The organism is Natronoarchaeum rubrum (assembly GCF_024494695.1).
The window spans coordinates 121,876-145,087 of the sequence record NZ_JANHDP010000004.1; the positions used below are offsets into that span (position 1 = coordinate 121,876).

23 protein-coding genes are annotated in these 23,212 nt (G+C 66.1%); 17 read left to right on the forward strand and 6 right to left on the reverse strand.

What is annotated here, in order from left to right:
- Positions 1–24 precede the first annotated feature (24 nt).
- Positions 25–369 carry a DUF7518 family protein gene (locus NO931_RS11300; protein WP_256392436.1) on the reverse strand — a complete coding sequence of 115 codons (345 nt, stop codon included), beginning with the start codon at positions 367–369 and terminating at the stop codon, positions 25–27.
- 79 nt (positions 370–448) lie between these two features.
- Positions 449–658 carry a hypothetical protein gene (locus NO931_RS11305; protein ID WP_256392437.1) on the reverse strand — a complete coding sequence of 70 codons (210 nt, stop codon included), beginning with the start codon at positions 656–658 and terminating at the stop codon, positions 449–451.
- A 209-nt stretch (positions 659–867) separates the two neighbouring features.
- On the opposite strand from NO931_RS11305, the gene gatB reads away from it, so the two are divergent.
- The 6 genes from gatB to NO931_RS11335 all read left to right on the forward strand — a co-directional run bounded on the left by gatB (position 868) and on the right by NO931_RS11335 (position 7,332).
- Positions 868–2,367, forward strand: coding sequence for an Asp-tRNA(Asn)/Glu-tRNA(Gln) amidotransferase subunit GatB (gatB, locus tag NO931_RS11310; RefSeq protein WP_256392438.1), 1,500 nt, complete (start codon positions 868–870; stop codon positions 2,365–2,367).
- A gap of 125 nt (positions 2,368–2,492) precedes the next feature.
- Entirely contained in the window at positions 2,493–2,813 is a 321-nt protein-coding gene (locus NO931_RS11315) for a hypothetical protein (protein ID WP_256392439.1), read from the forward strand.
- A gap of 32 nt (positions 2,814–2,845) precedes the next feature.
- A complete protein-coding gene (locus tag NO931_RS11320; RefSeq protein ID WP_256392440.1) occupies positions 2,846–3,505 on the forward strand; it encodes a helix-turn-helix domain-containing protein in 660 nt (219 codons plus the stop codon).
- Positions 3,506–3,623: 118 nt separating this feature from the next.
- Positions 3,624–3,956: a HalOD1 output domain-containing protein gene (locus tag NO931_RS11325; RefSeq protein WP_256392441.1), complete on the forward strand. Its 333-nt coding sequence runs from the start codon at positions 3,624–3,626 to the stop codon at positions 3,954–3,956.
- Between the two features lie 226 nt (positions 3,957–4,182).
- Positions 4,183–6,702 carry a DNA topoisomerase I gene (locus tag NO931_RS11330; protein WP_256392442.1) on the forward strand — a complete coding sequence of 840 codons (2,520 nt, stop codon included), beginning with the start codon at positions 4,183–4,185 and terminating at the stop codon, positions 6,700–6,702.
- A 258-nt stretch (positions 6,703–6,960) separates the two neighbouring features.
- Entirely contained in the window at positions 6,961–7,332 is a 372-nt protein-coding gene (locus NO931_RS11335; protein ID WP_256392443.1) for a cupin domain-containing protein, read from the forward strand.
- An 83-nt stretch (positions 7,333–7,415) separates the two neighbouring features.
- Here NO931_RS11335 and NO931_RS11340 read toward each other — a convergent pair whose 3' ends face one another.
- Entirely contained in the window at positions 7,416–8,339 is a 924-nt protein-coding gene (locus NO931_RS11340) for a sulfite exporter TauE/SafE family protein (protein ID WP_256392444.1), read from the reverse strand.
- A gap of 283 nt (positions 8,340–8,622) precedes the next feature.
- Positions 8,623–9,399 carry a DICT sensory domain-containing protein gene (locus tag NO931_RS11345; RefSeq protein WP_256392445.1) on the reverse strand — a complete coding sequence of 259 codons (777 nt, stop codon included), beginning with the start codon at positions 9,397–9,399 and terminating at the stop codon, positions 8,623–8,625.
- A 97-nt stretch (positions 9,400–9,496) separates the two neighbouring features.
- On the opposite strand from NO931_RS11345, the gene NO931_RS11350 reads away from it, so the two are divergent.
- From NO931_RS11350 to NO931_RS11395, 10 genes are all read left to right on the forward strand, one after another.
- Positions 9,497–10,198, forward strand: coding sequence for a phosphoglycerol geranylgeranyltransferase (locus tag NO931_RS11350; RefSeq protein ID WP_256392446.1), 702 nt, complete (start codon positions 9,497–9,499; stop codon positions 10,196–10,198).
- Between the two features lie 106 nt (positions 10,199–10,304).
- Positions 10,305–11,798 (forward strand): MATE family efflux transporter, encoded by a 1,494-nt coding sequence (locus tag NO931_RS11355; protein ID WP_256392447.1) that lies wholly within the window; start codon positions 10,305–10,307, stop codon positions 11,796–11,798.
- A gap of 91 nt (positions 11,799–11,889) precedes the next feature.
- A complete protein-coding gene (locus NO931_RS11360; protein WP_256392448.1) occupies positions 11,890–12,120 on the forward strand; it encodes a hypothetical protein in 231 nt (76 codons plus the stop codon).
- Between the two features lie 295 nt (positions 12,121–12,415).
- The gene (locus tag NO931_RS11365) at positions 12,416–13,225 is read left to right on the forward strand and encodes a DUF7847 domain-containing protein (protein WP_256392880.1); all 810 of its coding nucleotides are present in this window, start codon (positions 12,416–12,418) and stop codon (positions 13,223–13,225) included.
- Positions 13,226–13,310: 85 nt separating this feature from the next.
- Entirely contained in the window at positions 13,311–13,763 is a 453-nt protein-coding gene (locus tag NO931_RS11370) for an ArsR/SmtB family transcription factor (RefSeq protein ID WP_256392449.1), read from the forward strand.
- A 62-nt stretch (positions 13,764–13,825) separates the two neighbouring features.
- Positions 13,826–14,665, forward strand: a complete 840-nt coding sequence (locus NO931_RS11375) for a DUF7847 domain-containing protein (RefSeq protein ID WP_256392450.1) — start codon at positions 13,826–13,828, stop codon at positions 14,663–14,665.
- Between the two features lie 360 nt (positions 14,666–15,025).
- Positions 15,026–16,330, forward strand: a complete 1,305-nt coding sequence (gene aspS, locus NO931_RS11380) for an aspartate--tRNA(Asn) ligase (protein WP_256392451.1) — start codon at positions 15,026–15,028, stop codon at positions 16,328–16,330.
- A 431-nt stretch (positions 16,331–16,761) separates the two neighbouring features.
- The gene (gene mfnA, locus NO931_RS11385) at positions 16,762–17,835 is read left to right on the forward strand and encodes a tyrosine decarboxylase MfnA (protein ID WP_375142050.1); all 1,074 of its coding nucleotides are present in this window, start codon (positions 16,762–16,764) and stop codon (positions 17,833–17,835) included.
- A 155-nt stretch (positions 17,836–17,990) separates the two neighbouring features.
- A complete protein-coding gene (locus NO931_RS11390; protein ID WP_256392452.1) occupies positions 17,991–18,683 on the forward strand; it encodes a DUF4013 domain-containing protein in 693 nt (230 codons plus the stop codon).
- 96 nt (positions 18,684–18,779) lie between these two features.
- A complete protein-coding gene (locus NO931_RS11395) occupies positions 18,780–19,757 on the forward strand; it encodes a Gfo/Idh/MocA family protein (protein WP_256392453.1) in 978 nt (325 codons plus the stop codon).
- A 252-nt stretch (positions 19,758–20,009) separates the two neighbouring features.
- On the opposite strand, the gene NO931_RS11400 is transcribed toward NO931_RS11395, so the two are convergent.
- Together NO931_RS11400 and NO931_RS11405 are read right to left on the reverse strand one after the other, a co-directional pair.
- Positions 20,010–20,378: a DUF7344 domain-containing protein gene (locus tag NO931_RS11400; protein ID WP_256392454.1), complete on the reverse strand. Its 369-nt coding sequence runs from the start codon at positions 20,376–20,378 to the stop codon at positions 20,010–20,012.
- Between the two features lie 188 nt (positions 20,379–20,566).
- Positions 20,567–20,776 carry a hypothetical protein gene (locus tag NO931_RS11405; protein ID WP_256392455.1) on the reverse strand — a complete coding sequence of 70 codons (210 nt, stop codon included), beginning with the start codon at positions 20,774–20,776 and terminating at the stop codon, positions 20,567–20,569.
- 242 nt (positions 20,777–21,018) lie between these two features.
- On the opposite strand from NO931_RS11405, the gene metG reads away from it, so the two are divergent.
- Complete coding sequence (metG, locus tag NO931_RS11410; protein WP_256392456.1) at positions 21,019–23,133, forward strand: methionine--tRNA ligase; 2,115 nt, start codon at positions 21,019–21,021, stop codon at positions 23,131–23,133.
- Positions 23,134–23,212 lie beyond the last annotated feature (79 nt).

Sequence of the window (23,212 nt, forward strand, 5' to 3'; positions counted from 1 at the left end):
GACGCCCGCGGTCGGCCCCGGCGATCACGCGACGATGATGTCGTCGCCGAGTCCGGAGCCGTCGGTCTCGTCCCCGTCGTTATCGCCATCCCCCTTATCGGCTTCGGCTGCCGCCTCCTGAACGTCCTCGGGCGCGGCTTCGTCGGCGGGCGCGCCGTCCTCGGCCGTCTGGGACTCCGCGTCGGCGTCGGCGGCGTCGCGCCGCGCCGTCGCGGGCGTGCCCGTCGTGGCGCCCTCGCTCGGTTCGAGTTCGGCTTCCAGCAGGCGGACGCGCTCTTTCGTCTCGACGAGCTCCTCGGTGAGCCCGCGGACGGTCGACTCCAGCTCCGACACCGTGGCTTCGAGTTCCTCGACCCGGTTTTCCGACATATGAATGAAGGGACGGCTCCGTGACCATAAACGTGCGTCAGACATACAAAAGAAATCTGATTCTTACCACCGCGATCGGTCACCACGTATCCCGCTCGACGGCCTCCAGCGCCGACCCATAGCCGATCGCCAGCCCGCCGGTGAACACGAAAAAGACGGTGATCATCGCGCCCTGATGGTCGATGCCGTTGCGCCAGTAGATCGTCAGCAGTCCGATCCCCAGCGCGACGGACGCGAGACCGATCGTCCGCAACTGCGCCGGAGACAAACCGAACGGAATGTACACCATACCGGCCTGCATCCGGCGAACCGGCAAATAGGTTGTGCTCGGCGACGACGCACTACGATTTGACGCCCTACCGCGTTGCTGCACAACGCCGCCGCGCGCCGCCACCGTCGCACAACGATGTCGATGCGCGGCGATGCCGACGCGCGACGATCGCCGCCGTGGGCGCGTATGCGTTAGTCTTTAGCGGTCCCGCCCCGAACCCGTCGGCAATGACTGCGCAGGCGACTCAGCAGGACGCCGACCTCGCCGTCGTGATCGGGCTGGAGGTCCACGTCCAGCTCGAAACCGACACGAAGATCTTCTGTAGCTGCTCGACCGACCAGACCGACGCCGAGCCCAACTCGAACACCTGCCCCGTCTGCCTGGGGCTGCCCGGCGCGCTGCCGGTGCTCAACGAGGGCGCCGTCGAGGCCGCGGTGAAAGTCGGCAAGGCGATCGACGCCGACATCCCCGAGGAGACGCGCTTCCACCGGAAGAACTACTACTACCCCGACCTGCCGAAGAACTTCCAGATCACGCAGTACGACGAGCCGATCTGTCAGGACGGCCTGTTGGAGGTCGGCGTCGAGGGCGAGCGCCGCGAGATCGGCATCGAGCGCGCCCACCTCGAAGAGGACCCCGGCAGCCTCCAGCACGTCGGCGGCTCGATCGACACCGCCGACTACACGCTGGTCAACTACAACCGCGCGGGCATCCCGCTGCTGGAGATCGTCACGCGACCGGACTTCCGCAGCCCCGACGAGGTGCGCGCGTTCCTCGCCAAGCTCGAAGAGGTCCTCGAATACCTCGGCGTGTTCGAGAGCACCCGCGACGGCAGCCTGCGCATCGACGCCAACATCTCGCTGGTCGAGCGCAGCGAGGAGAACGTCGACGTCGAGACCGGCGAAATCACGGTCGAAGCGCTGGAAGAGGCCAACCGGACGGAGGTCAAGAACATCTCCAGTCACAAGGGCGCCGAGAAGGCGCTGGCCTACGAGGTAACCCGGCAGAAGAACGCCGTCCAGCGCGGCCGCGCGATCGAACAGGAGACCCGCCACTGGGACGAGAGCAAGGGGATCACCGTCTCGATGCGCTCGAAGGAGGAAGAAAAGGACTACCGGTACTTCGGGGAGGCCGACCTCCCGCCGCTGCAGGTCGCCGACTGGAAGGACGAGATCGACATCCCGGAGCTGCCCGACGCCCGCCGCGAGCGCTTCCGCGAGGAGTACGAGCTGGGCGAGGAGGCCGCCAGCAAGCTCACCTCGACCAAGCAGGTCGCGGACTTCTACGAGGACGTCGCCGAGGAGTACGATCCGGACCTCGCGGCGACGTGGGTCGCGGACAACCTGCTCGGCGAACTCAACTACCGCGACATGGAAGTGACCGACGTCGAGGACCGCCTCGACGAGGTGACTCGCCTCGTGGAACTCGTCGCGACCGACGAGATCACCGCGAAGAACGCCCGCGAGACGGTGCTCCGCGAGATGCTCGACGAGGGCCGCGCGCCCGACGAGGTCGTCGAGGACGAGGGGCTGGGCAAGACCGACGACGACGAGCTCCAGCAGGCCGTCGCGGCCGCCATCGAGGAGAACCCCGACGCCGTCGAGGACCACGAGAACGGCGAGGGCGGCGCCATCAACTTCCTCGTCGGTCAGGTCATGCAGAAAACCGGTGGCTCGGCCGATCCCGGAGACGTGAACCAGCTGCTGCGGGCAGAGCTGGAAGAATAGCGCAGTCGCAGGCCGTCGTTTTTCGGAGGCGATCGGAGCGCGGCGTCGTCGTGAACCGACCGAGCGGCGGCGCGACCGATCCGGGTAGTAAGAAAAACTATGTGTTCTCGCCAACGTTATCCGCTATGGACTGTCCGCGATGCGGCGAGCAGTTGAACCACTACAGCCTCGGGGACAGCGAGACGTGGAGTTGCCGGAACTGTTCGTACTCCGGCATCACCGTCGAACACCGGAGCGATCGGCCCGACCCCGAGTCCTGGGCGGAGAGCTTCGAGCGGTTCTACGAGGCGGCCGCCGAGAGCGAGACGCCGGATCGCTGCGTCGCCGCGACGGCCTCGGGTCGGCGGTGTTCGCGAGAGGCCAAGTCGGGCGAGCGGTACTGCAGCCAGCACCTCGCGATGGCCGAGCGCGACGGCGCCGACGCGGTGACCGATCACGGCCAGTAGATACGAATGACGGTCGCGTCCCGGAGTCCGGTATGACGGTCACTGCGACGGTGCGAATCACGCATCCCGACCTGCCGCTGTCGCCGACGCTTCGAGGGGAGCCGGGGCTGCGCGTCGAGCGAGCGTACGATCTCGGCGGAGGCGACGAGCGGTACGGCTTCTACTCGGTCGACGCCGACGACGCCGAGGCGTTCGAGGCGGCGCTCGGCGACGATCCGACGGTGGCGGACTGGCTTCGAACCGCCGCGTTCGACGACCGCGTGCGCTACCGGATCGAGCTGACCGACGAGACGCTCGGACTGGGCACCGCGCTCGCGTCGATGGGCATCGCGATCGTCGAGGCCGCGAGCGCGACGGACGGCTGGCGGTACGTCCTGCAGCTTCCGGACCGAGACCGGCTCGCGGCGTTCAACGACTACTGTGCGGCCGCCGACGTCGATGCCGAGGTCGAACAGCTCTCGCAGCCCTCGGCCCGCCCCGACGGTCCGGTTAGGCCGCCGGTGACCGACGCCCAGCGCGAGGCGCTCGTCACGGCGTACGAGCGAGGATTCTTCGACGAACCGCGGGGGACGTCACTGGAGGAACTGGCGACCGAACTCGACGTCTCCGCGACCGCCGTCGGCGGCCGTCTCAGGCGCGGGACGGCGGCGCTGATCGACGCCGCGTTCCCAACCGACGACGCGGCGGATTGACGCCGCTGTCCGGAGTCGTCGGTGAGCGGCGGTACCCGACCAGAAACGCGCAGCGTGTAATAAAAGCGCAGGTGAGACAGCCAATCATTCAAGCCTTTTCGCGCTGACCGTTCGGTGTATGGACGAAGAACTGTTTCATCGCCACTCCGGCGGCGCGGCCAATCGCGCCGACGGCGACGACATTCAGCTCGACGCCGACGCGCCGAAGGCTATCTTCGAACCGTCGACTGGCGGCTCGGCGACGGAAGCGATCGTCTCGCTGGTCGCTCAGGAGAACGGCTGCGCACCGCTCGAACTCGATCCGCTCTACGACGCCGTCGACCCCGAGGCGCTCGATAGCATCTGCACCGCGACGCCCGACAGTTCGCTCCGCCTCTCGTTCGACTACGCCGGCTACACCGTCCTCGTGGACGCGAGCGGGATCGTCCAGTTGGTTCCGGCGGACGACTGACCGACCGCGACAGCTATTCTTCCGAGTCCGTCTCGATATCCAGCAGTTGCCGCCCCGAGACGTCCGCCGAATCCGTTCTCGGCTCGCCGACACCACCAGTCGTTCGAGCCGCGGTGACGCCGTGGCTCCCGCCGCAGTCGCCGTGTTGAGCACCCCGAAAGGTTTACCAGCCGGGTTGTCCTACGCCTGATAACGACCGACAGAGCGGAGTCGGAGGTGCCATCCTGTGGAACTCATCATCACCGAGAAGGACAACGCGGCCCGACGAATCGCCGACATCCTGAGCGGCGAGTCCGCGAACTCGACCCGCCGGAACGGCGTCAACATCTACCGGTGGGGCGGCAAGCGCGTGATCGGCCTCTCCGGTCACGTCGTCGGCGTCGACTTCCCCGAGGAGTACAGCGACTGGCGCGACGTCGAACCCGTCGAGCTGATCGACGCCGAAGTCGAGAAGACGCCGACCCAGGAATCGATCGTCGCGGCGCTGCGCTCGCTGGCCCGCGACGCCGACCGGGTGACGATCGCGACGGACTACGACCGCGAGGGCGAACTGATCGGCAAGGAGGCCTACGAGCTCGTCCGGGACGTCAACGACGATGCACCGATCGATCGCGTCCGGTTCTCCTCGATCACCGAGCGCGAGGTGCAAGACGCGTTCGACGACCGCGAGGAACTCGATTTCGATCTGGCGGCGGCCGGCGAGGCCCGCCAGACGATCGACCTGATCTGGGGCGCCGCGCTCACCCGATTCCTCTCGCTGTCGGCGCGCCAGCTCGGCGACGACTTCATCTCGGTCGGCCGCGTCCAGACGCCGACGCTGCGCCTGCTGGTCGACCGCGAGCGCGAGATCCAGGCGTTCGAGCCCGACGACTACTGGGAGCTGTACGCGGACCTCGAAAAGGACGACGACGACTTCCAGGCCCAGTACTTCTACCGCGACGAGGACGGCAACGAGGCCGAGCGCGTCTGGGACGAGGACCTCGCGGACGCCGTTTACGAGGCGCTCGCTGCGACCGACGCGACGACGACCGTCGAGCGCGTCAACCGCCGGACGCGGACCGACAGCCCGCCCGAGCCCTTTAGCACCACGCAGTTCATCCGTGCCGCGGGCGCGCTGGGCTACTCCGCCCAGCGCGGAATGAGCGTCGCCGAGGATCTCTACACCGCGGGTTACATCACGTACCCGCGGACAGACAACACGGTCTATCCGGACGATCTGGACCCCGAGGCGCTGCTCGACGAGTTCGTCGGCCACTACACGTTCGGCGACGACGCCGAATCCCTGCTGGAGATCGAGGATATCGACCCCACCGAGGGCGACGAGGAGACGACCGACCACCCGCCGATCCACCCGACCGGCGAGATCCCCAAGAAGAGCGAACTCTCCGACGACGAGTGGGAAGTGTACGAGCTCGTCGTCCGGCGCTTCTTCGCGACGGTCGCCGAAGCGGCGGTCTGGGAACATCTCAAGGTCGTCGCCGAACTCGACGGCGCGGTGTCGATCGATCTCCCCGAGGAGACCGACGACGTGACGCTCAAGGCCAACGGCAAGCGCCTCGTCGAGGCGGGCTACCACGACGTCTACCCGTATTTCAACACCAGCGAGAACTACGTGCCCGACGTCGCGGAGGGCGAGCAACTGCCGATCGTCGAGGCACGCCAAGAGGACAAGGAGACCCAGCCGCCCCGCCGCTACGGCCAGTCGCGGCTCATCGAAACGATGGAGAAGCTCGGGATCGGCACGAAGTCGACCCGCCACAACACCATCGAGAAGCTCTACGACCGGGGGTACGTTGAGAGCGACCCGCCCCGGCCGACCAAGCTCGCGATGGCGGTCGTCGAGGCCGCCGAGGAGTACGCCGACCGCGTCGTCAGCGAGGACATGACCAGCGAGCTGGAAGCCGACATGACCGCCATCGCCAACGGTGAGGCGACGCTCGACGACGTCACCGAGGAGTCCCGCGAGATGCTGGGCCGGGTGTTCGAGGAGCTGGTCGACTCCCGCGAGGAGATCGGTGATCACCTCCAGAAGTCGCTCAAGGCCGACAAGACGCTCGGACCCTGTCCCGAGTCCGACCACGACCTGCTGGTCCGCCGCGCCCGCGGCGGCTCGGCGTTCGTCGGCTGCGACGGCTACCCCGAGTGCGAGTACACGCTCCCGCTGCCGAGTACAGGCAAACCGCTGATCCTCGACGAGACCTGCGACGAGCACGACCTGCGCCACGTGAAGATGCTCGCCGGGCGCCAGACGTTCGTCCACGGCTGCCCCCAGTGCAAGGCCGACGAGGCGGGCGAGGGCCCGATTCTCGGGGAGTGCCCCGACTGCCGCGAGGAGCATGACGGCGAACTCGCCATCAAGCAGCTGCGCAACGGCTCGCGGCTCGTCGGCTGTACTCGATATCCGGATTGTGACTACTCGCTGCCGCTGCCCCGCCGCGGCGAGATCGAGGTCACCGACGAGCACTGCGACGAACACGGGCTGCCCGAACTGATCGTCCACAACGGCGACGAGCCCTGGGAACTCGGCTGTCCGATCTGCAACTACCGCGAGTACCAGGCCCGGGAGAGCGACTCGGGCAGCGATCTGGAGGCGTTGGACGGCATCGGCGCCAAGACCGCCGAGAAGCTCGCCGACGCCGGCATCGAGAGCATCGACGACCTCGAAGACGCCGAACCGGACGCCGTCGCCGGGCGGGTCGACGGCGTCAGCGAGGACCGGATCCGGAAGTGGCAGGCCAAAGCCTAATCGACCACCTTTTTCCTGCTCGGGTAGGTTCGCTCGGGCCCGTAAGCCCTCGCTCGCCTACCACTCGCAGCAAAAATCTGGGCTAAAAAGGCCGTCCACTCGATCGCGCCCTGTCGGGCGCTCGCTCGTGGCCGGTACCACCGCTTGAGCCGCTTCTGCACCAGCACACTCCGCTACCGCACAGTACCCGACCGAACCGCTGCAGCCGGACGCCGCTGCGGAGTCAGCTTTAGGGCGCCGCGCCGTCACCGTCCGGATATGAGCGATCCGGAGCCAACGATCCGACGCGCCGAGGAGATCGAGTACGAAACAGTCGACGCGGCGGAGGGGTTGTCAAAAGGCGTCCTGATCGGCGCGGACGAGTCGGCGCCGAACTTCGCCGTCCGGCGGTTCGAACTCGACGCCGGCGCCGAGGTACCGAAACACACCAACGAGGTCGAACACGAGCAGTACGTTCTCTCAGGCGAGTACGTGGTGGGGATCGAGGACGAGGAACACGAGGTGAGCGCGGGCGATTCGCTGCTGATCCCGGCGGGGACCGTTCACTGGTACCGCAACGAGAGCGACGAGGCGGGCGCGTTCATCTGCGCCGTGCCGAACGGCGACGACGAGATCGAGTTAGTGGAGTGACGGCACAGCGTCCGAGCGCGGTTTGAGCCGCGACGCGATTCGGTTCCAAGGAACGGTCGTCGCTCGGCGTCGTCGTCCCGCGTTCAGAAGAACAGCGCCGGGACCGTGTTTCGGAAGATGTTGAGCGCGATGATGAACAGCAGTGCGACGACGAACCAGTTGAACTTCCGCTCGTCGATCTCCATGCGCCGGAGGTAGGTTCCCAGGAGCAAGCCGACGATCGTGACGACGGCGATCACGGAGCCGAGCCACAGTCGATACGTCGTCAGCAGGTCGGTGAACAGCGCCATCTGGACGATCCTGATCGTGAAAATCAGACTCAGTACCATCGACAGGCCGCCGACGTACCGCTCGGCGTCCCGCTCGAAGGTGTGGAAGTACGCCGGCAGGAGCGGACCGAGGTTCGCGACCGCCAGCAGGAACCCCTCGAGGACGCCGGCGACGCCCAGTGCCACCGGGTGGTGGGCCTCTTCGACGGTGACGAAGTTCTGTACCACCTGAAATCCGACGTAGCCCAGGATGATCACCCCGATCGCGAAGGGGACGATCGGTCCAGTCCGATACTCCGCGAGGAAGGCGACGCCGACGACCGTCCCGACGGCCGCGAGCGCCAGCAACGGCCACTCCTCGCGGACGAACGCCAGTCCGGTGTCAGTCTCCCCGATCTGGAACACGTTCAGCATCCAGGGCGGGATCGCGAGCACGACCACGGCGAACGTCGGGTCGATCACCGACGCGAAGATCGGCGTCGTGATCAGCGCGTAGCCGAACCCGAGCGCGCCCTTGACGGCGCCGGCGAAGATCGCGACGCCGACGAACAATCCGAGCAGCTGGAGCGAGATGTCTGACCTGACACCGCGACTCAGGTTCCCCGCCCCCGGGAAGAAGACGATCGATCCGGCGATCACCGACAGCGACGCGACGGCCATCGTCACCTCGCGGTACTGGAACGAGAGAAGGTTCCTGACGAACTGGCGAACGTCGACGGTGTGCTCTGTGGAACTCATGAATTGCGCGAACTGAACGGCGCCGATCGCCGGTCGAGACGCCATAGGCACGTGCGCGATAATCCTCTGTTCTAACGGGAGAGATATGCGCCCACAGCGGTCGCTACGAGAATCCTAATCGACACCAGCGAACCCGGAATACGGGCCTGATACGCAGTTATCGTCGATTCGACCGCGTCGCAGAAATCGGCAATACTGTCGAGTTCGATCCGTGCTGCCGCCGTCCAGCGTCACCGGGCCGCCGTAACTCGTCGCGGTCGCGCTACCGCTCGGCGCGTTCGACCTACGAGCTATCGGCGATCTGATCAGTGCTTTCGTCTCGGTACGTGGAATCGATGTACGCCTCGACCTCCCCCACCAACTCCGACTCGAACGTCCAGAAGCCGTCCCACAGCTCCGACTCGCGCTCGACCGCGACCAGCGCGGCTTCCCTGACGTCCTCGCGCTCGCTCGTGAAGACGACGAACCAGGAGTCGCGGATCTCCGCGGCGTCGATTCCGTGAAGCGCGACGCCGGGGTGATCGAGCGGGTCGGCGTCCGGGATGCCGTAGACGTGCACGTCGAGATCGGCGTCGCCGAGCGTCTCGTAGGCGGCCAGCGTGCCCCGCTCGTCGTCGAGGCGGGACAGCTCCTGAAATCCGCTGTGCAGGACGCCCTTGCCGGCCTGGAGCGCCATCGCCTCGATCTCGCGGGAGAGTTGGATCAGGAGGTACTTCTGGTGTCCGCCGACCGAGAACGTCGTCTCGCCCAGTCCGACGATCACCTCCGGCGTGTCGACGGCTTCCAGCGGCCGCGAACCGGTGATGTAGAGGTCCGAGTTCACCGTCAGGACGCTGTCGCGGACCTCGGTGAGCGAGGAGACCGCCAGCGCCTCGTCTGCCTCGCAGAGCAGCACCTCGTTTTCCGGCGCGTTCGCGTCGTCGATCTCCTCGACGACGACGTCTTGGCCGGCGAAGCGATCTTCGAGCATACCGAAGACGGGATCCGCCTCGGTACGGTTGACCACCCGCAGCGTCAGCTCTCGGCCCTCGACGTCGTCGACGAACTGTGCGAACGTCATCTCTCGTCTCGGCATGGGCGCGGGATCGCTTATAGATTGGGCCCGCCGAAGCGGCAGTTCCGAAGGGGTTTTAGCCGATCCTTTAGATTGCTCGGGTATGACGACTCGCTGGGCCGAGTGGGACCACATCGTGAAGATCGACCCCGACAAGACGTTAGTCGAGGGCGAGACGTTCGAGGACGTCTGCGAGACCGGCACCGACGCCATCGAGATCGGCGGGACGACCGGGATGACCACCGACAAGATGCAACGAGTCATCGACGCGTGCGCGACTCACGACGTGCCGCTGTACCTCGAACCCAGCGCGCCCGAGGTCGCGGTCAACGACGAGGCGCTCGACGGGTATCTCATTCCGACGGTGCTGAACGCGGGTGACCCCTTCTGGACCGTCGGCGCCCACAAGGAGTGGGCCCGCATGGAGGACGACCTGCCCTGGGACCGGATCACCACCGAAGCGTACGTCGTGATGAACCCCGACGCGAGCGTCGCGACCTACACCGAGGCCGACTGCGATCTGGGGCCCGACGACGTCGCCGCCTACGCCGAGGTCGCCGAGGAGATGTTCGGCCAGGAGATCGTGTACGTCGAGTACTCCGGGACGCTCGGTGATCCCGATGTCGTCGAGGCTGCCGGCGAGGCCGTGGACGACGCCACCCTGTTCTACGGCGGCGGGATCCACGACTACGACTCGGCCTATCAGATGGGCGAACACGCCGACGTCGTCGTCGTTGGCGACCTCGTCCACGCGGAAGGCGTCGACGCCGTCGAGAAGACGGTGCGGGGCGCCAAGGAGTCCTGATCGTCCGGTTCTACGCTTCCCTGCGACCTCGGAACGCGGCGTGTCAACGCCTCTCGACCCGTTCCGCGACCTGAAGGCCTAAAAACTCCAATCGACTAGCCCCGCTGTGCCTTCTGCGACGAGCCGACTGCCCAACCCGGTCCGCTGGCTCCTGCTGTCGATCGGTCGCCTGCTCGCCCGAGCGGGTCTGATCGACGGTTCGAGAGCCGAGCGGACGACCGACCTCGCGTGGCCACGGATCGTCACGGGGCTGGCGCGGATGTCCAAGTCCGCCGCCGACGTCGCGATGGTCGGGGCCGCGCTCGGATCGGCGGCGATCGCCGGCGTCGGCATCGCGACGCCGTTCTGGGGGCTGGCGTTCGCGTTCGGCGGCGGCGTCGCCGGCGCGACGATCGGCCTCGTCTCCCAGCGCTACGGCGCCGACGCCCACGAGGAGCTGTCGCTGGCCGTGACGACGAGCTGGCTGGTCGTGCTCGCGATCACGCTGCCGCTCGCGGCGCTGTTCTGGGCGTACCCCCGGGAACTCGTCACGCTGGTCGGCCAGGCGCTGGCCGACGACAGCCCCGCGGCGATCGCCTTCGGCGCGGAGTACCTCAAGATCGTCGCGCTCGGCGTGCCGTTCGCCGGACTGAACCTGATCGGCAGCCGGACGCTCGTCGGCGCGGACGACGCCTGGACGCCGATGATCCTCCGGGCCGGCGGCGCCGTCGTCAACGTCGCCATCAACGCCGTGCTGATCTTCTCGCTGGGAATGGGTGTCGTCGGCGCCGCGATCGGGACGGTCGTCGCCAACGTGCTCGTGCTCGGCGCGTTCGTCGCCGGATTCGCCGGCCTGTCGCTTCCGCTGATCGGGGAGTTCCCCGTGACGTTGAGCGTCGCGGGCCCGGTCGCCACGCTCGGCGAGGTTTGCGACGTCGTCACGATCGGCGCGCCGCTGGTGTTCACCAACGCCGCGCGGCGGGCCGCCCAGTTCCCGATGCTGGCGATCGTCGCCCTGTTCGGCGCCGACGTGCTGGCAGCCTTCGTCGCGGCGCGGCGCGTTCGGGACCTGATGGACACGCCCGGCTGGGGTTTCTCGCTGGCCTCCAGCAGCCTCGTGGGACAGGAACTCGGCACCGGGGACGAACGTGACGCCGCCACCTACGGCTCCGAGGTGCTCCTGTTCGGCGTGGCGGTGTACGCGGTCGCCGCCGGGCTCGTGTTCGCGTTCGCCGAGCCGATCGCGAGCGTCTTCGCCGACGATCCGTCGGTGGTGCCGCTGGTCACGACGTTCGTCGTCGTAGCCTGCGTCAGCGTCGTGTTCCGCGGCGTCAGCGGCGGCGCAACGGGGCCGCTGCGCGCGAGCGGCGACACGCGCTGGCCGTTCTACGCGCAGCTGCTCGGCCTGTACGCGTTCACGTTGCCGATCGCGTACGCCGGCGCGGCGTCGATTCCGCTGCCCGGCATCGCCGCGGTGACGCCGCTGGGCATCGAAGCGCTGTACGTCGCGCTGGTCGTCGAGACGCTGGTGCCCGCGGTCGTCACTTACTACCGTTTCAAGAGCGGCCGGTGGATGGCGATCAGCCGATCCTACCGGCCCGAAGCGTCGGCCAGCGACTGACGGGCGACGAGTGTCCCGCCACTCCCGATCCTCAAGTAGTGTGGTAACACCAAACAATAAATACGATAGACGTAGTCATAGTGCGTTGTCCATGTCTAGTTCACGGCGTACCCTTCCGATCCGCCCCGGCGCGATCCCCGCGTCGCTGCTCGCGCTGGCAACCATCGCGACGCTGACGCTGGCCGGAGCCGATGTTGGCGTCCGGACACTGATGGCCGCCGGCCTGTCGAAGAATGCGGCGGGTACCGGCATCACGCTCGTCGCCGTCGTCGTCGGACTCACTGCGCTGTTGCGTCTGAGAAGAGCAGCCACGACCGGGTGATAGTCGAGCAACTTCTGGCCGGCGCGAGTCGCTACCACCCCAATCTGCCGTTTTCGTTCGTCGTCGATAGCGACGGCGCAGTCGCAGCGAGAGCGAGGTCTCTCGAAACCACATTCTCGGAGGATGGATCTGCCGCGAATTTTTCTATAACTGTCCGAAACTGCAAAATAGGAGATTCGTCGCAGTTCTTCGCGATGCCGCTCTCGAAATGACAACATCAGCCGCTCAAAATGCTTAAATCTAGTTTTAATCCTACGATTGGTCTAATACGCGACGACGGCAATTCGTGGATACGATGGTCACCGTTTCCGCATTCAAAGACGGATTCACCGCCCTCCGAGCGAATCCGATCCTGCTCGTCGCCGGCCTTCTCTTCGGGGTCGGAAGCCAACTACAGTACGCGGACCGCCTGATCGAATCGCCGTTGCTGTCGGCGGGCGTCTCACTCGCGTGGTTAGTCGTCTTCCCGTTCGTCCTTGGCGGTTTCATCGGAACCGCTCAGGCGGCGATCGAAGGAACTGGCGGATCGCTCACCAGATTTTTCACCGCAGGGTGGACACATTACTTCCGACTCCTCCTTGGAACCGTATTGTTCGTACTTATCGTGCTTGGAGCAGCTATCGGCCTCGGATCCATCGGGTTCGTCCTCGGGGTCGGATCGATAGCGCTCGCCGTAATCAACGAGATGGCTGCCTTCGTCGCGGGTGTCGGCTCTATACTCGTTTGGCTGTTGTCTGTCCTCGTTGTCATTATGTTCGTACAGTTTTATGACACCGCGATCGTCGTCGAAAACGAGACCGTTACTGGTTCGTTCCGGAGAAGTATTACTCTCGTCCGCTCGAACCTCAAAAGCGTCGCCGGATTCTCGCTGGTCTGGATCATCCTGTTGAACGCTTTTTTGGCCCCCGAGTACCTCCTCCAGTTGACGCTGACGGACGCTGGGCCGACCGACGTATTACCGATCGACCTCGAAGCCCCGATAGCCGTTCTCCTCCCGATCGGGATCGGTCTTTACGCGGTCGGCTTCGCGTACCTCTATACGGTGTATACGGCCTACTACCTGCGATTGATCGCTGCTTCTCCCGCCATCTCGGAATCAGAATGATAGCCCACCAACAACTACATATCACGCTCTCGAACGGCCACTGTTCGGATCAGATCCTCACGACCCCCATTCATAGAACCTAACTATGACACGACTCTTCCCGACACAAACGGATGCCTCCGTCGAACGAAGCGATTCCCCGGCCGTACTGAGCCTCAACGACGACGCGACCCGAGAGGTAATCGAAGCGTTGTCCTCCGAAACCGCCTACGAAATCTTTCGGTTGCTCAACGAAACGCCGGCGACACCGGCGCGGATCGCCGAGCAGCTCGACCAGAGCGTTCAAAACGTTCACTATCACCTGACGAATCTCGAATCGGCGGGGGTAATCGAAGTCGTTGACACCTGCTATTCGGAAAAAGGCAGGGAGATGAGCGTGTACGTCGTTACGGAAGATCCGACACTGCTCTTTCTCGGCACCGAAGAGGATCGGCCGAGTCTCAAACGCGCGTTCAAATCCTTCGCCTCGCTGCTCGGTCCACCGGCAATCCTGATCGCAGTCGGTGAAAGCATCTCACAGTTTGTTACTGCTGAATAACTGAACACGCCGACGCACCGATCCGAAGTATTTCTATCATTCACTACACAGTTGCGTGTAACATGGCACCGACGATCAAGACACGAGAAGATGTCGACGGGTGTGGATGTCTCGAATGCCGGAACATCGAGACGACTACCACCAATCGGACCGTCTTTGATGCGCTGGCCTGGTCCGTTCGCCTGTTCCGATCCTCCCCGTCGATCGTCGTCTTCGCGGGCGTGGTCATTCTCGCCAACCGGCTCCTCGAGACGGCCAGTATCGACGTACTTCCGCTGCCCGTGATCGACGTGTTCGAGGCCCTGACCGCGTTCGCGTTCGTCTTCTTGATTCGAGCCTACGTGGGAACGATCGTCGCCGGAGAACTGACCAGCGACCCAGTCACGATCCGCGAGGGACTGCATCGAAGTCTTGCACGGATACCGGCGTTAGTTGGCGTCTTCCTTCTACTCGTATTTCCCATTCTGATGATCCCCTCTATCCTCTCTCTCCCACTACTCGTTCTCGTCGGCGTTCTTCCGGGCCATCCCGTGGAAGTGGTCGGCTTTCCCGTCGTAGCGGCAGTCCTCGGGATCGTCTTTGCCGTGCCGTTTCTCCTCTTACTGTTCAAATTCTGGTTCGTCCCGGAAGCCTGCGTCATCGGCCAGTACGGCCCCGTCGAATCACTTCGGGTTAGCTGGCGAATCACGACGAACTACCGAAGAAAGTTCGTGCTCATCGTAGTGATCGCGGTCGGGAGCGGGATCAGCCTCTATTTGCCGACGTCCCTCGCTGGGATGGCGACGAACCTGGCTCCGTTGAACCCCGCTTTGCGTGCGATCTCATCGAGCGTCGGTGAGCTTCTTTCTATCGTGTGGACGAGTGCTTACGCGCACATCTACGTTCAGGAGATCGTGTCGTAGCCTCGATCGGTCGACTAGCGTCGATTACGATGGGCCAGATCATCTGCCCACGAACTCTGAAATCGAGTCTTCATTGGTGAACTCTCGGATCCACGCGAATCTGCCGGAAACCGGTCCGTCTCCGAAACCGCCGCCTAGTTTCTATATCGCAATATGTGCTTTATGAGCTCGTTCGGACGCCACACCGGCGTCGCATCGAAACCGCTTGCATCGGGTCGTACGACGACACACCGTCCGAAATCCCGGATTGAGGCGTCGCCGAGCGGGTGCGTCGGATCGGGAACGGACCGCTCGAGTGGGGTCGAGCGTGCCTGCGCCGAACCGACGCAGTTTAAGGCGCGGCCGTCTGAATTCGGGAGTATGCAGGACCGCACCTACACCGCGGACGCCGAGCCGGGCGACGCCGTCACCGTCGCCGGCTGGGCCCACGAGATCCGCGACCTCGGCGGGATCGCTTTCCTGATCGTCCGAGACCAGTCCGGGAAGATCCAGGTCAAGTTCGAGAAAGACGACATGGACGACGAGCTCGTCGAGACCGGTCTCGACGTCTCCCGCGAGAGCGTCGTCAAGGTGACCGGCGACGTCGAGGAAGAGCCGCGCGCCCCGACGGACGTCGAGATCGTCCCGACGGACGTGGAGGTCGTCGCGCCGGCGGACCCCGAACTGCCGCTGGACCCCTCGGGGAAGGTCGACGCCGAACTCCCGACGCGTCTCGACAACCGGACGCTCGACGTCCGCAAGGACGAGGTCAAGGCCATCTTCGAGATCCGCGCCGAAGTGCTCCGAGCGGTTCGCGAGGCCTTCCGCGACCTGAACTGCACGGAGATCAACACGCCGAAGATCGTCGCGACGGGCACCGAGGGCGGCACCGAGCTGTTCCCCATCACCTACTTCGGTCAGGAGGCCTTCATGAACCAGAGCCCGCAGCTGTTCAAGCAGCTGATGGTCGGCTCCGGACTGGAGCGGGTCTTCGAGATCGGCCCGATCTTCCGCGCCGAGGAGCACAACACGCCGCGCCACCTCAACGAGGCCACCAGCATCGACTTCGAGTCGGCGTTCTACGACCACACCGAGGCGATGGACGCCTGCGAGCACGTCGTGAAAGCGGCCTACGAGGGCGTCGCCGAGAACTGCGCCGAGGAACTCGAAGCGCTCGGCCTCGAAGACGAGTTCTCGGCTCCCGAGGGCGAGTTCCCGCGACTCAGCTATCAGGAGGCGCTCGACAAGATCAACGCCACCGGCGAACTCGACGAGCAGCTGGTCTGGGGCGACGACCTCTCGACGGAAGCCGAGCACGTCCTCGGCCAGGAAGTCGGCGAGCACTACTTTATCACCGACTGGCCCAGCGAGATCAAGCCGTTCTACATCAAGGACCACGACGACGACGAGGAAATCTCGACCGGCTTCGACATGATGCACCCGTCGATGGAACTGGTCTCTGGCGGCCAGCGCGAACACCGCTACGACCAGCTCGTCGCCGGCTTCGAACAGCAGGGACTGGACCCCGAGGCGTTCGACTACTACACCAAGATGTTCAGATACGGCATGCCGCCCCACGCCGGCTGGGGGCTGGGTGGCGAGCGACTCGTCATGACGATGCTCGGGCTGGAGAACATCCGGGAGGCCGTGCTGTTCCCGCGAGACCGACAGCGTCTGTCTCCCTGAGACGGCGCCGTCTGTCGAGGGGGAGCCCGCCAGTCGCAGCCTGCGAACGGAGTGAGCAGGACCGTCTTTCGAAGTTCCCGCGAGATCGCCAGCGCCTGAGCCCGTAGGTGACGACGCGACCATCCGGGCCGAGAGACGAGCGTAGCGGGCCTCGCCGGCCGGTCTGACGCCAATCCCTGGCCGTGGACCATTTCTTCTCGCGATTTCGGAGCCCGAAGGACGACCGACGAATCGCTACGATCGCCAGTGTATCAACCGATAGTTGCTATAGCAACTCGGTGCGAGCATCCACGGGAAGGGCTTCGTCGGCGCGGGACGCCAGAGTCGTCTCGGCGCGGTAGCAGCGAGTTGCGCGCCTCGAACAACTCGCTGCTCGTTGCCGCCCTTCGGAGAACGCAACCCCTAAACGCCTGTCCGTCCACATTCTGGCTATGCGAGCCGAGCCGCAGGACTTCAGCCGGGTGCTTTCCTCGATGTGTACCGAACCGCACCCGGCGGCGCGCGAGGCCGCCGAAACTTTCCTGGCGACCAACCCGGGCGATCCTGGCACGTACCGGAGCGTCGCCCAACTGGAAGCCGACGCCGTCGACGCGCTGGGCGGGATCGTCGGACTGGACGATCCCCACGGCTACGTGGCAAGCGGCGGGACCGAGGCCAACATTCAGGCCGTGCGGGCCGCGCGCAACCTCGCGGCGACGAGCGATCCGAACGTCGTGATGCCCGAGAGCGCCCACTTCAGTTTCCGGAAGGCTGCGGGGCTTCTCGGCGTCGAGTTGCGGACCGCGCCGGTCGACGACGACTACCGCGCGCACGTCGACGCCATGACCGAGCTGGCCGACGCCGACACCGCGCTGGTCGTCGGCGTCGCCGGGTCGACCGAGTACGGCCGCGTCGACCCGCTATCGGCGCTGGCCGATATCGCCGACGACGCCGGCGCCCTGCTCCACGTCGACGCGGCGTGGGGCGGGTTCGTGCTCCCATTCACCGACCAGCAGTGGAACTTCGACCACGTCGACGTCGACACGCTGACTATCGATCCCCACAAGATGGGCTGTGCCGCGATCCCCGCGGGCGGCTTTCTCGCCCGATCCGAGGACGCCCTCGACGCGCTGGCGGTCGACACGCCGTATCTCGAATCCACGGATCAGGCGACGCTCACCGGCACGCGCAGCGGCGCCGGCGTCGCCAGCGTCGTCGCCGCGCTGGAGGAACTCTGGCCCGAGGGGTACCGGGAGCAGTACGTCCGCGCGCAGAACAACGCCGACTGGCTCGCCGCCGCCCTCGGCGAACGGGGGTACGACGTGGTCGATCCCCAGCTGCCGCTCGTGGCCGCCGACATCCCGCCCACGCTGTTCGACCGGCTGCGCGAGGAGGGATGGCGGATCTCCCGGACGGGCGCGGGCGAACTGCGGGTCGTCTGCATGCCACACGTCACCCGAGAGATGCTGGAATCCTTCGTCGCCGACGTCGACGCGCTCCGGCGCCCCGTCAGCACGAGCGACTAGTACGAAAGCGGCGGTATCGCCACTGAACGCGCTCGGATCCGGCGCGTACGGTTAAGTCCTCAGAGCGCCTATAGGTAGGTAGGAACAGGGTCGGTGCCGCCGACCGGACCCATTTTCTCTCTCGCGGCCGCGACGCCGACGTTCCGGTGATACCAATGATTTCAGAAGCAATCGACTACCCGCGCAGCAACGAAGACGCCGTACGTACCCTGGTGATCGGCGGGCTGCTCGCACTCACGAGCGTCCTGATCGTCCCGGCGGTGCTCCTCGTCGGCTACGTGATGCGCGTCATCCGCTCGGTCGCCCACGGTGACGAGCGCGCGCCCGCATTCGACGACTGGGAGGGGCTGCTCCGCGAGGGCGTCCGCGGCTCGATCGTCGCGATCGTCTACGGCCTCGCGACCGCCCTGGGAGCGCTCGTATTCGTCGGCGGCGCACTCGCGCTCGCGACCGACGGCGGGCTACTCGGCGCCTTCGCCGTGTTCGTCGGCGCGATGATCTTCATCGCGCTCGCGCTCGCCGCCGCGTACGTCACGCCCGCCGCGCTCGCGAACGTCGCCGAGCGCGGCCGGATCGGGGACGGATTCGACGTCGCGACGCTCAGGCCCGTACTGGCGAGCGGCTCGTACGCGACCGCCTGGCTCGTCGCCGCGGGCTTCGTGCTCGCCGGCGGCGTCGTCTCGAGCGTCTTCGCCGGCATCCCCGCGGTCGGAGCGATCGTCGGCGCCTTCGTCGGTTTCTACGCCGGCGTCGCCGCGTACTACGCGATCGGAGTGGCCTGGGGCGACCGCGAGGAACTCGACGTCTCCGAGATCGACTCCGAGACCGTCTCCCGCCCGGCGGCCTGAGCGAGACGCCGCCGAGTGGGAGCGACCGCCCGACGCCCCGCCGATCGAACTACCGCAACCTGACCGTTTTTCCGACGCCGCGCCGACCAGTGTACCATGGACATCGGCATCATCAGCACCGCTGACATCGCTCGCGGATCGCTCATCCCCGCTCTGGAGGGTAGCGACCACGACGTCGCCGCCATCGCCTCGCGCGACGCCGATCGCGCCCGGGCGGTCGCGGACGACCACGACATCCCGCGGAGCTACGGCTCTTACGAGGCGCTGTTCGAAGACGAGGGGATCGACGGCGTCTACAACCCGCTGCCGAACGGGCTTCACGCCGAGTGGACCAAAAAGGCCGCCGACGCCGGGCTACACGTGCTCTGCGAGAAACCCTTGACCGAGGACGCCGAGGCGGCCCGCGAGGTCGTCGACCACTGCGCGGACCGCGGCGTCACGCTGATGGAGGCGTTCATGTACCGGTACCACCCCCGGACCGAGCGCGCCGTCGAACTCGCGCGTGAAGAACTCGACGAGATCCGATCGGTGAACGCCTCGTTCAAGTTCCCGCTCTACGGTCGGCCGGACGACGTGCGCCTCGACCCGGGCCTGGCCGGCGGGAGTCTGATGGACGTCGGCTGCTACGCCGTCTCGGCGGCTCGACTGTTCCTCGGCGACCCCGACAGCGCGTACGCGCACACGGACGACTCCCGGGATAGCGGGGTCGACACCGAACTCGCCGGCGTGCTGGAGTACGAGTCGGGGGCCTCCGCGCGGGTGGCCTGTGGCTTCGACACCCAGCTCGTCCAGCGCTACCGCGTCGAGGCGTCGAACGGCTGGATCGAAGTCCGCGACGCCTTCGACGCGCCGACCGCCGAACCTGTGGAGCTGGAGTACCGGATCGACGGCCGCAGCGGCGTCGAGACGTTCGACGCGATCGACCAGTACCGACTGGAGGTCGATCACTTCGCAGAGGCGATCGAGGCCGGCGAGGAACCGCGAACCGGCGGCTCGGAAGCCATCGCGAACATGCAAGTGATCGACGCGCTCTACGAGAGCGCCGACCGCGGTGCGCCGGTGTCGATCGAGTGAGCCGGTAATTCGGTTGAGAGAACTGTTTTACGGTCGTTTTGTGGCCGATTGATGCCCAACTGAAACTGCCGGCTCTCGCAGCGATCGGCATGAATAAATCATATACTGCGATAGCAAACCGATACCGGTCGCACCCGGCGAAGACGTCTCGCTGGGCGAGGCGCTGTACTGAACGCCGATCGGAGCGACACGGACCCGAACTGAGAGTACGACGGCAGCGAGCGTATCGGCGCCAGCGGCGTCGACCCCGGTTCAGCGATCCGCTCTGATGTCGTCGCGGGCGGCCAGTTCGAGGTACGGCGCGAGCGCGGTCGCGGCGCGGGCGGACAGCGTTACAATGTCAGTTCGCGGGTCGTACTCGGCGACGCCCGTTTCGTCGAACTTCGGCAGGTGTGTGTGGTAGAGTCCGGTTGCGACGCGCTGTCGGCGCTCGGCCGTCGGTGTCCCCTCCTGTTCGGCCACGGCGTCCGCGAGTTCCGCGAGCGGGACTGCGCCGACCGCCTCGGCGAGGTAGTACAGCGCGTGGCGCCGACGCGGGTGGTTCAGCACGTCGAAGATGACGTCAGCCCGCAGGCCGGGATCGATGCAGTTGCGCTCCGGGTCGGCAGTGTCAGTCGTCATGGTAGCATCCCCCACCCTCGCGTTCGGCGACGCTGGGACGCGAACGGAGGGCGTGACAACTACGGCTTTCGCCGGAGGTAATATAGCCCTATCTGAGAGATCGTCGTGCTTGCATCCCGATACTGACGCGATGCGTACGTATGATTCACCCTGCAGTGACGGTTGTCTGACGGTGAGCGACGAGACGCTCAGTCGCCAGCATCCAGAGCATCGCACGGTCGTCGTCTGATCGAGACCGTCCAGTCGGGGACGCTGGGCGACTCGGTTTCGATCGTCCAGTCGCCGTCGACGGGCGACCCCGCAGCGAACGCCCGGAGCAGCAGGTCGGAGAGTTCGCGATCGAAGTCGACTGTGGCTGATTCGCTGTTCGCAGGATCGGAAGGATCGTGGGGGTACATGCGTCGTGGGTGTCGGTCGGCGGTACCGCAGGGATGCGGGCGGCGACACTCAGGGCGAACGGAGGCGCGACGACAGCATAACGCTTGCGCGCGCCGGAGCAAGCACCGCGTCGGGGGTCGGCTGTCGATCGCGGGCCGCGTATCGGTGCGGGGATCGACCGCCAGGTGAGAGTGCAGATCGGCGCTGGCCGGAGTACGGACGAAACCAGCGGCTTTTACTCGCGGAGGCGCAGAGGAATAGTATGAGCCGCGAAGAGTTTCCGACGGACGATCCCGCCGTGGTGACCTGCGGGCTGCCGTACGCCAACGGCGACCTGCACATCGGTCACCTGCGGGGGTACATCGGCGCCGACGCGTTCGACCGCTCCCTGGAGACGCTGGGCCAGCAGACCGCCTACGTCTGCGGGTCGGACATGCACGGCACGCCGGTTGCGGTCAACGCAGAACAGGAGGGCGTCGACCCCGAGGCGTTCGCCCTGGAGTGGCACGAACAGTACGAGGAGACGTTCCCGAAGTTCGGCGTCGACTTCGACAACTACGGCCACACCCACGACGAGACCAACACCGAGCTGACCCGAGAGATCGTCAGAACACTCGACGAGGCGGGGTACGTCTACGAGAAGGAGATCCAGGTCGCCTACGACCCCGACGCCGACCAGTACCTGCCCGACCGGTACGTCGTCGGCACCTGCCCCTACTGCGGGGAGAAGGCCCGGGGCGACGAGTGCGACGAGGGCTGCCAGCGCCACCTCGAACCCGGCGAGGTCGAGGACCCGTCCAGCTCGATCACGGGCAACCCCGCCGAGTACCGCGAGCGCAGCCACAAGTTCTTCGAGGTCTCGGAGTTTTCTGACTATCTCACCGAGTTCCTCGACGGGCTCGAGGGCACATCGAACGCGCGCAACCAGCCCCGCCAGTGGATCGAAGACGGCCTGCAGGACTGGTGTATCACCCGGGACATGGACTGGGGAATCGATTATCCGGGCGACGAGTCGGAGGAAGGCGACGATCTCGTGCTGTACGTCTGGGTCGACGCGCCGATCGAGTACATCGCCAGCTCCAAGCAGTACTCCGAGCGCGTCGGCGCCGACGAGTACGACTGGGAAGAGGTCTGGAAGGATTCGGGGGAGATCGTCCACTTCATCGGGCGCGACATCATCCAGCACCACACCATCTTCTGGCCGGCGATGCTGGAGGGCGCCGACTACAACGCGCCCCGCGCTGTCGCGGCGACCGGCTTCATCACGATCAACGGCAAGGGGCTCTCGACCAGCCGCAACCGCGCGATCTGGGCCGACGAGTACCTTCAGGAAGGATTCCACCCCGACCTGCTGCGGTACTACCTGACGACGACGGGCGGCCTCCAGCAGGACGTCGACTTCTCGTGGGACGCGTTCCAGGAGAAGGTCAACGGCGAACTCGTCGGCAACGTCGGCAACTTCCTCTACCGGAGCACCCTGTTTGCCTACCGCAACTACGAGGGGACGCCCGACGCGGACGTCTCCGAGGAGGTCCACGAGCGCATCCAGGACGCCGTCGAGCAGTTCCGCACCGGCGTCAACGACTACTCGCTGCGCGAGGTCGCCGGCGCCACAACCGAGCTGGCGAAGTTCGGCAACGAGTACATCCAGCGCAACGAGCCCTGGAACCTCGTCGACGACGACCCCGAGACCGCCGAGCAGGTGATCCGGGACTGCGTCCAGATCGCCAAGGCCGTCGCGGTGCTGCTTGAGCCGATCGCCCCCGAGAAGGCCCAGCAGGTCTGGGAACAGCTCGGCGAGGACGGGCAGGTCGGCGACGCGCTGCTCGAACACGCGCTGGAGGCGCCGCCCGCCGAGTTCGACGAGCCCGCCGAACTGTTCGAGAAGATCGAGGACGACCGCGTCGAGGAGCTCAACGAGAAGCTCGCCGAGCGAGTCGCGGCCGCGAGCGACGACGCGGACGCCGATGCGGACGACGCCGAGGCCGACGCCGACGAGGGATCGAGCGCCGACGGCGACGCGGCCGAGGCGGCTGCAGACCTCGAAGCGATCGCGGAGGATCGCATCGGCTTCGAGGAGTTCCAGGACGTCGACATGCGCGTCGGGCGCATCGAGAGCGCCGAGGGGATCGAAGGTGCAGACGATCTCGTCCGGCTGGAGGTCGACATCGGCGTCGAGACGCGCCAGATCGTCGCCGGCCTCAAGCAGCTCCACGACGTCGACGCGCTGCCGGGGACGAGCGTCGTCGTGCTCGCGAATCTGGAGACGGCCGAACTGTTCGGCGTCGAGTCCAACGGCATGGTGCTGGCCGCGGGCGAGCAGGCCGACCTCCTGACGACTCACGAGGACGCCGAACCGGGCACGAAGATTCGGTAAACGGCCGCCCGTCTCACACGTTCCGGCACACCGGTCGAACCGTCGATCACCACAAATTCTATCCGCTCGTGCCGTTGAC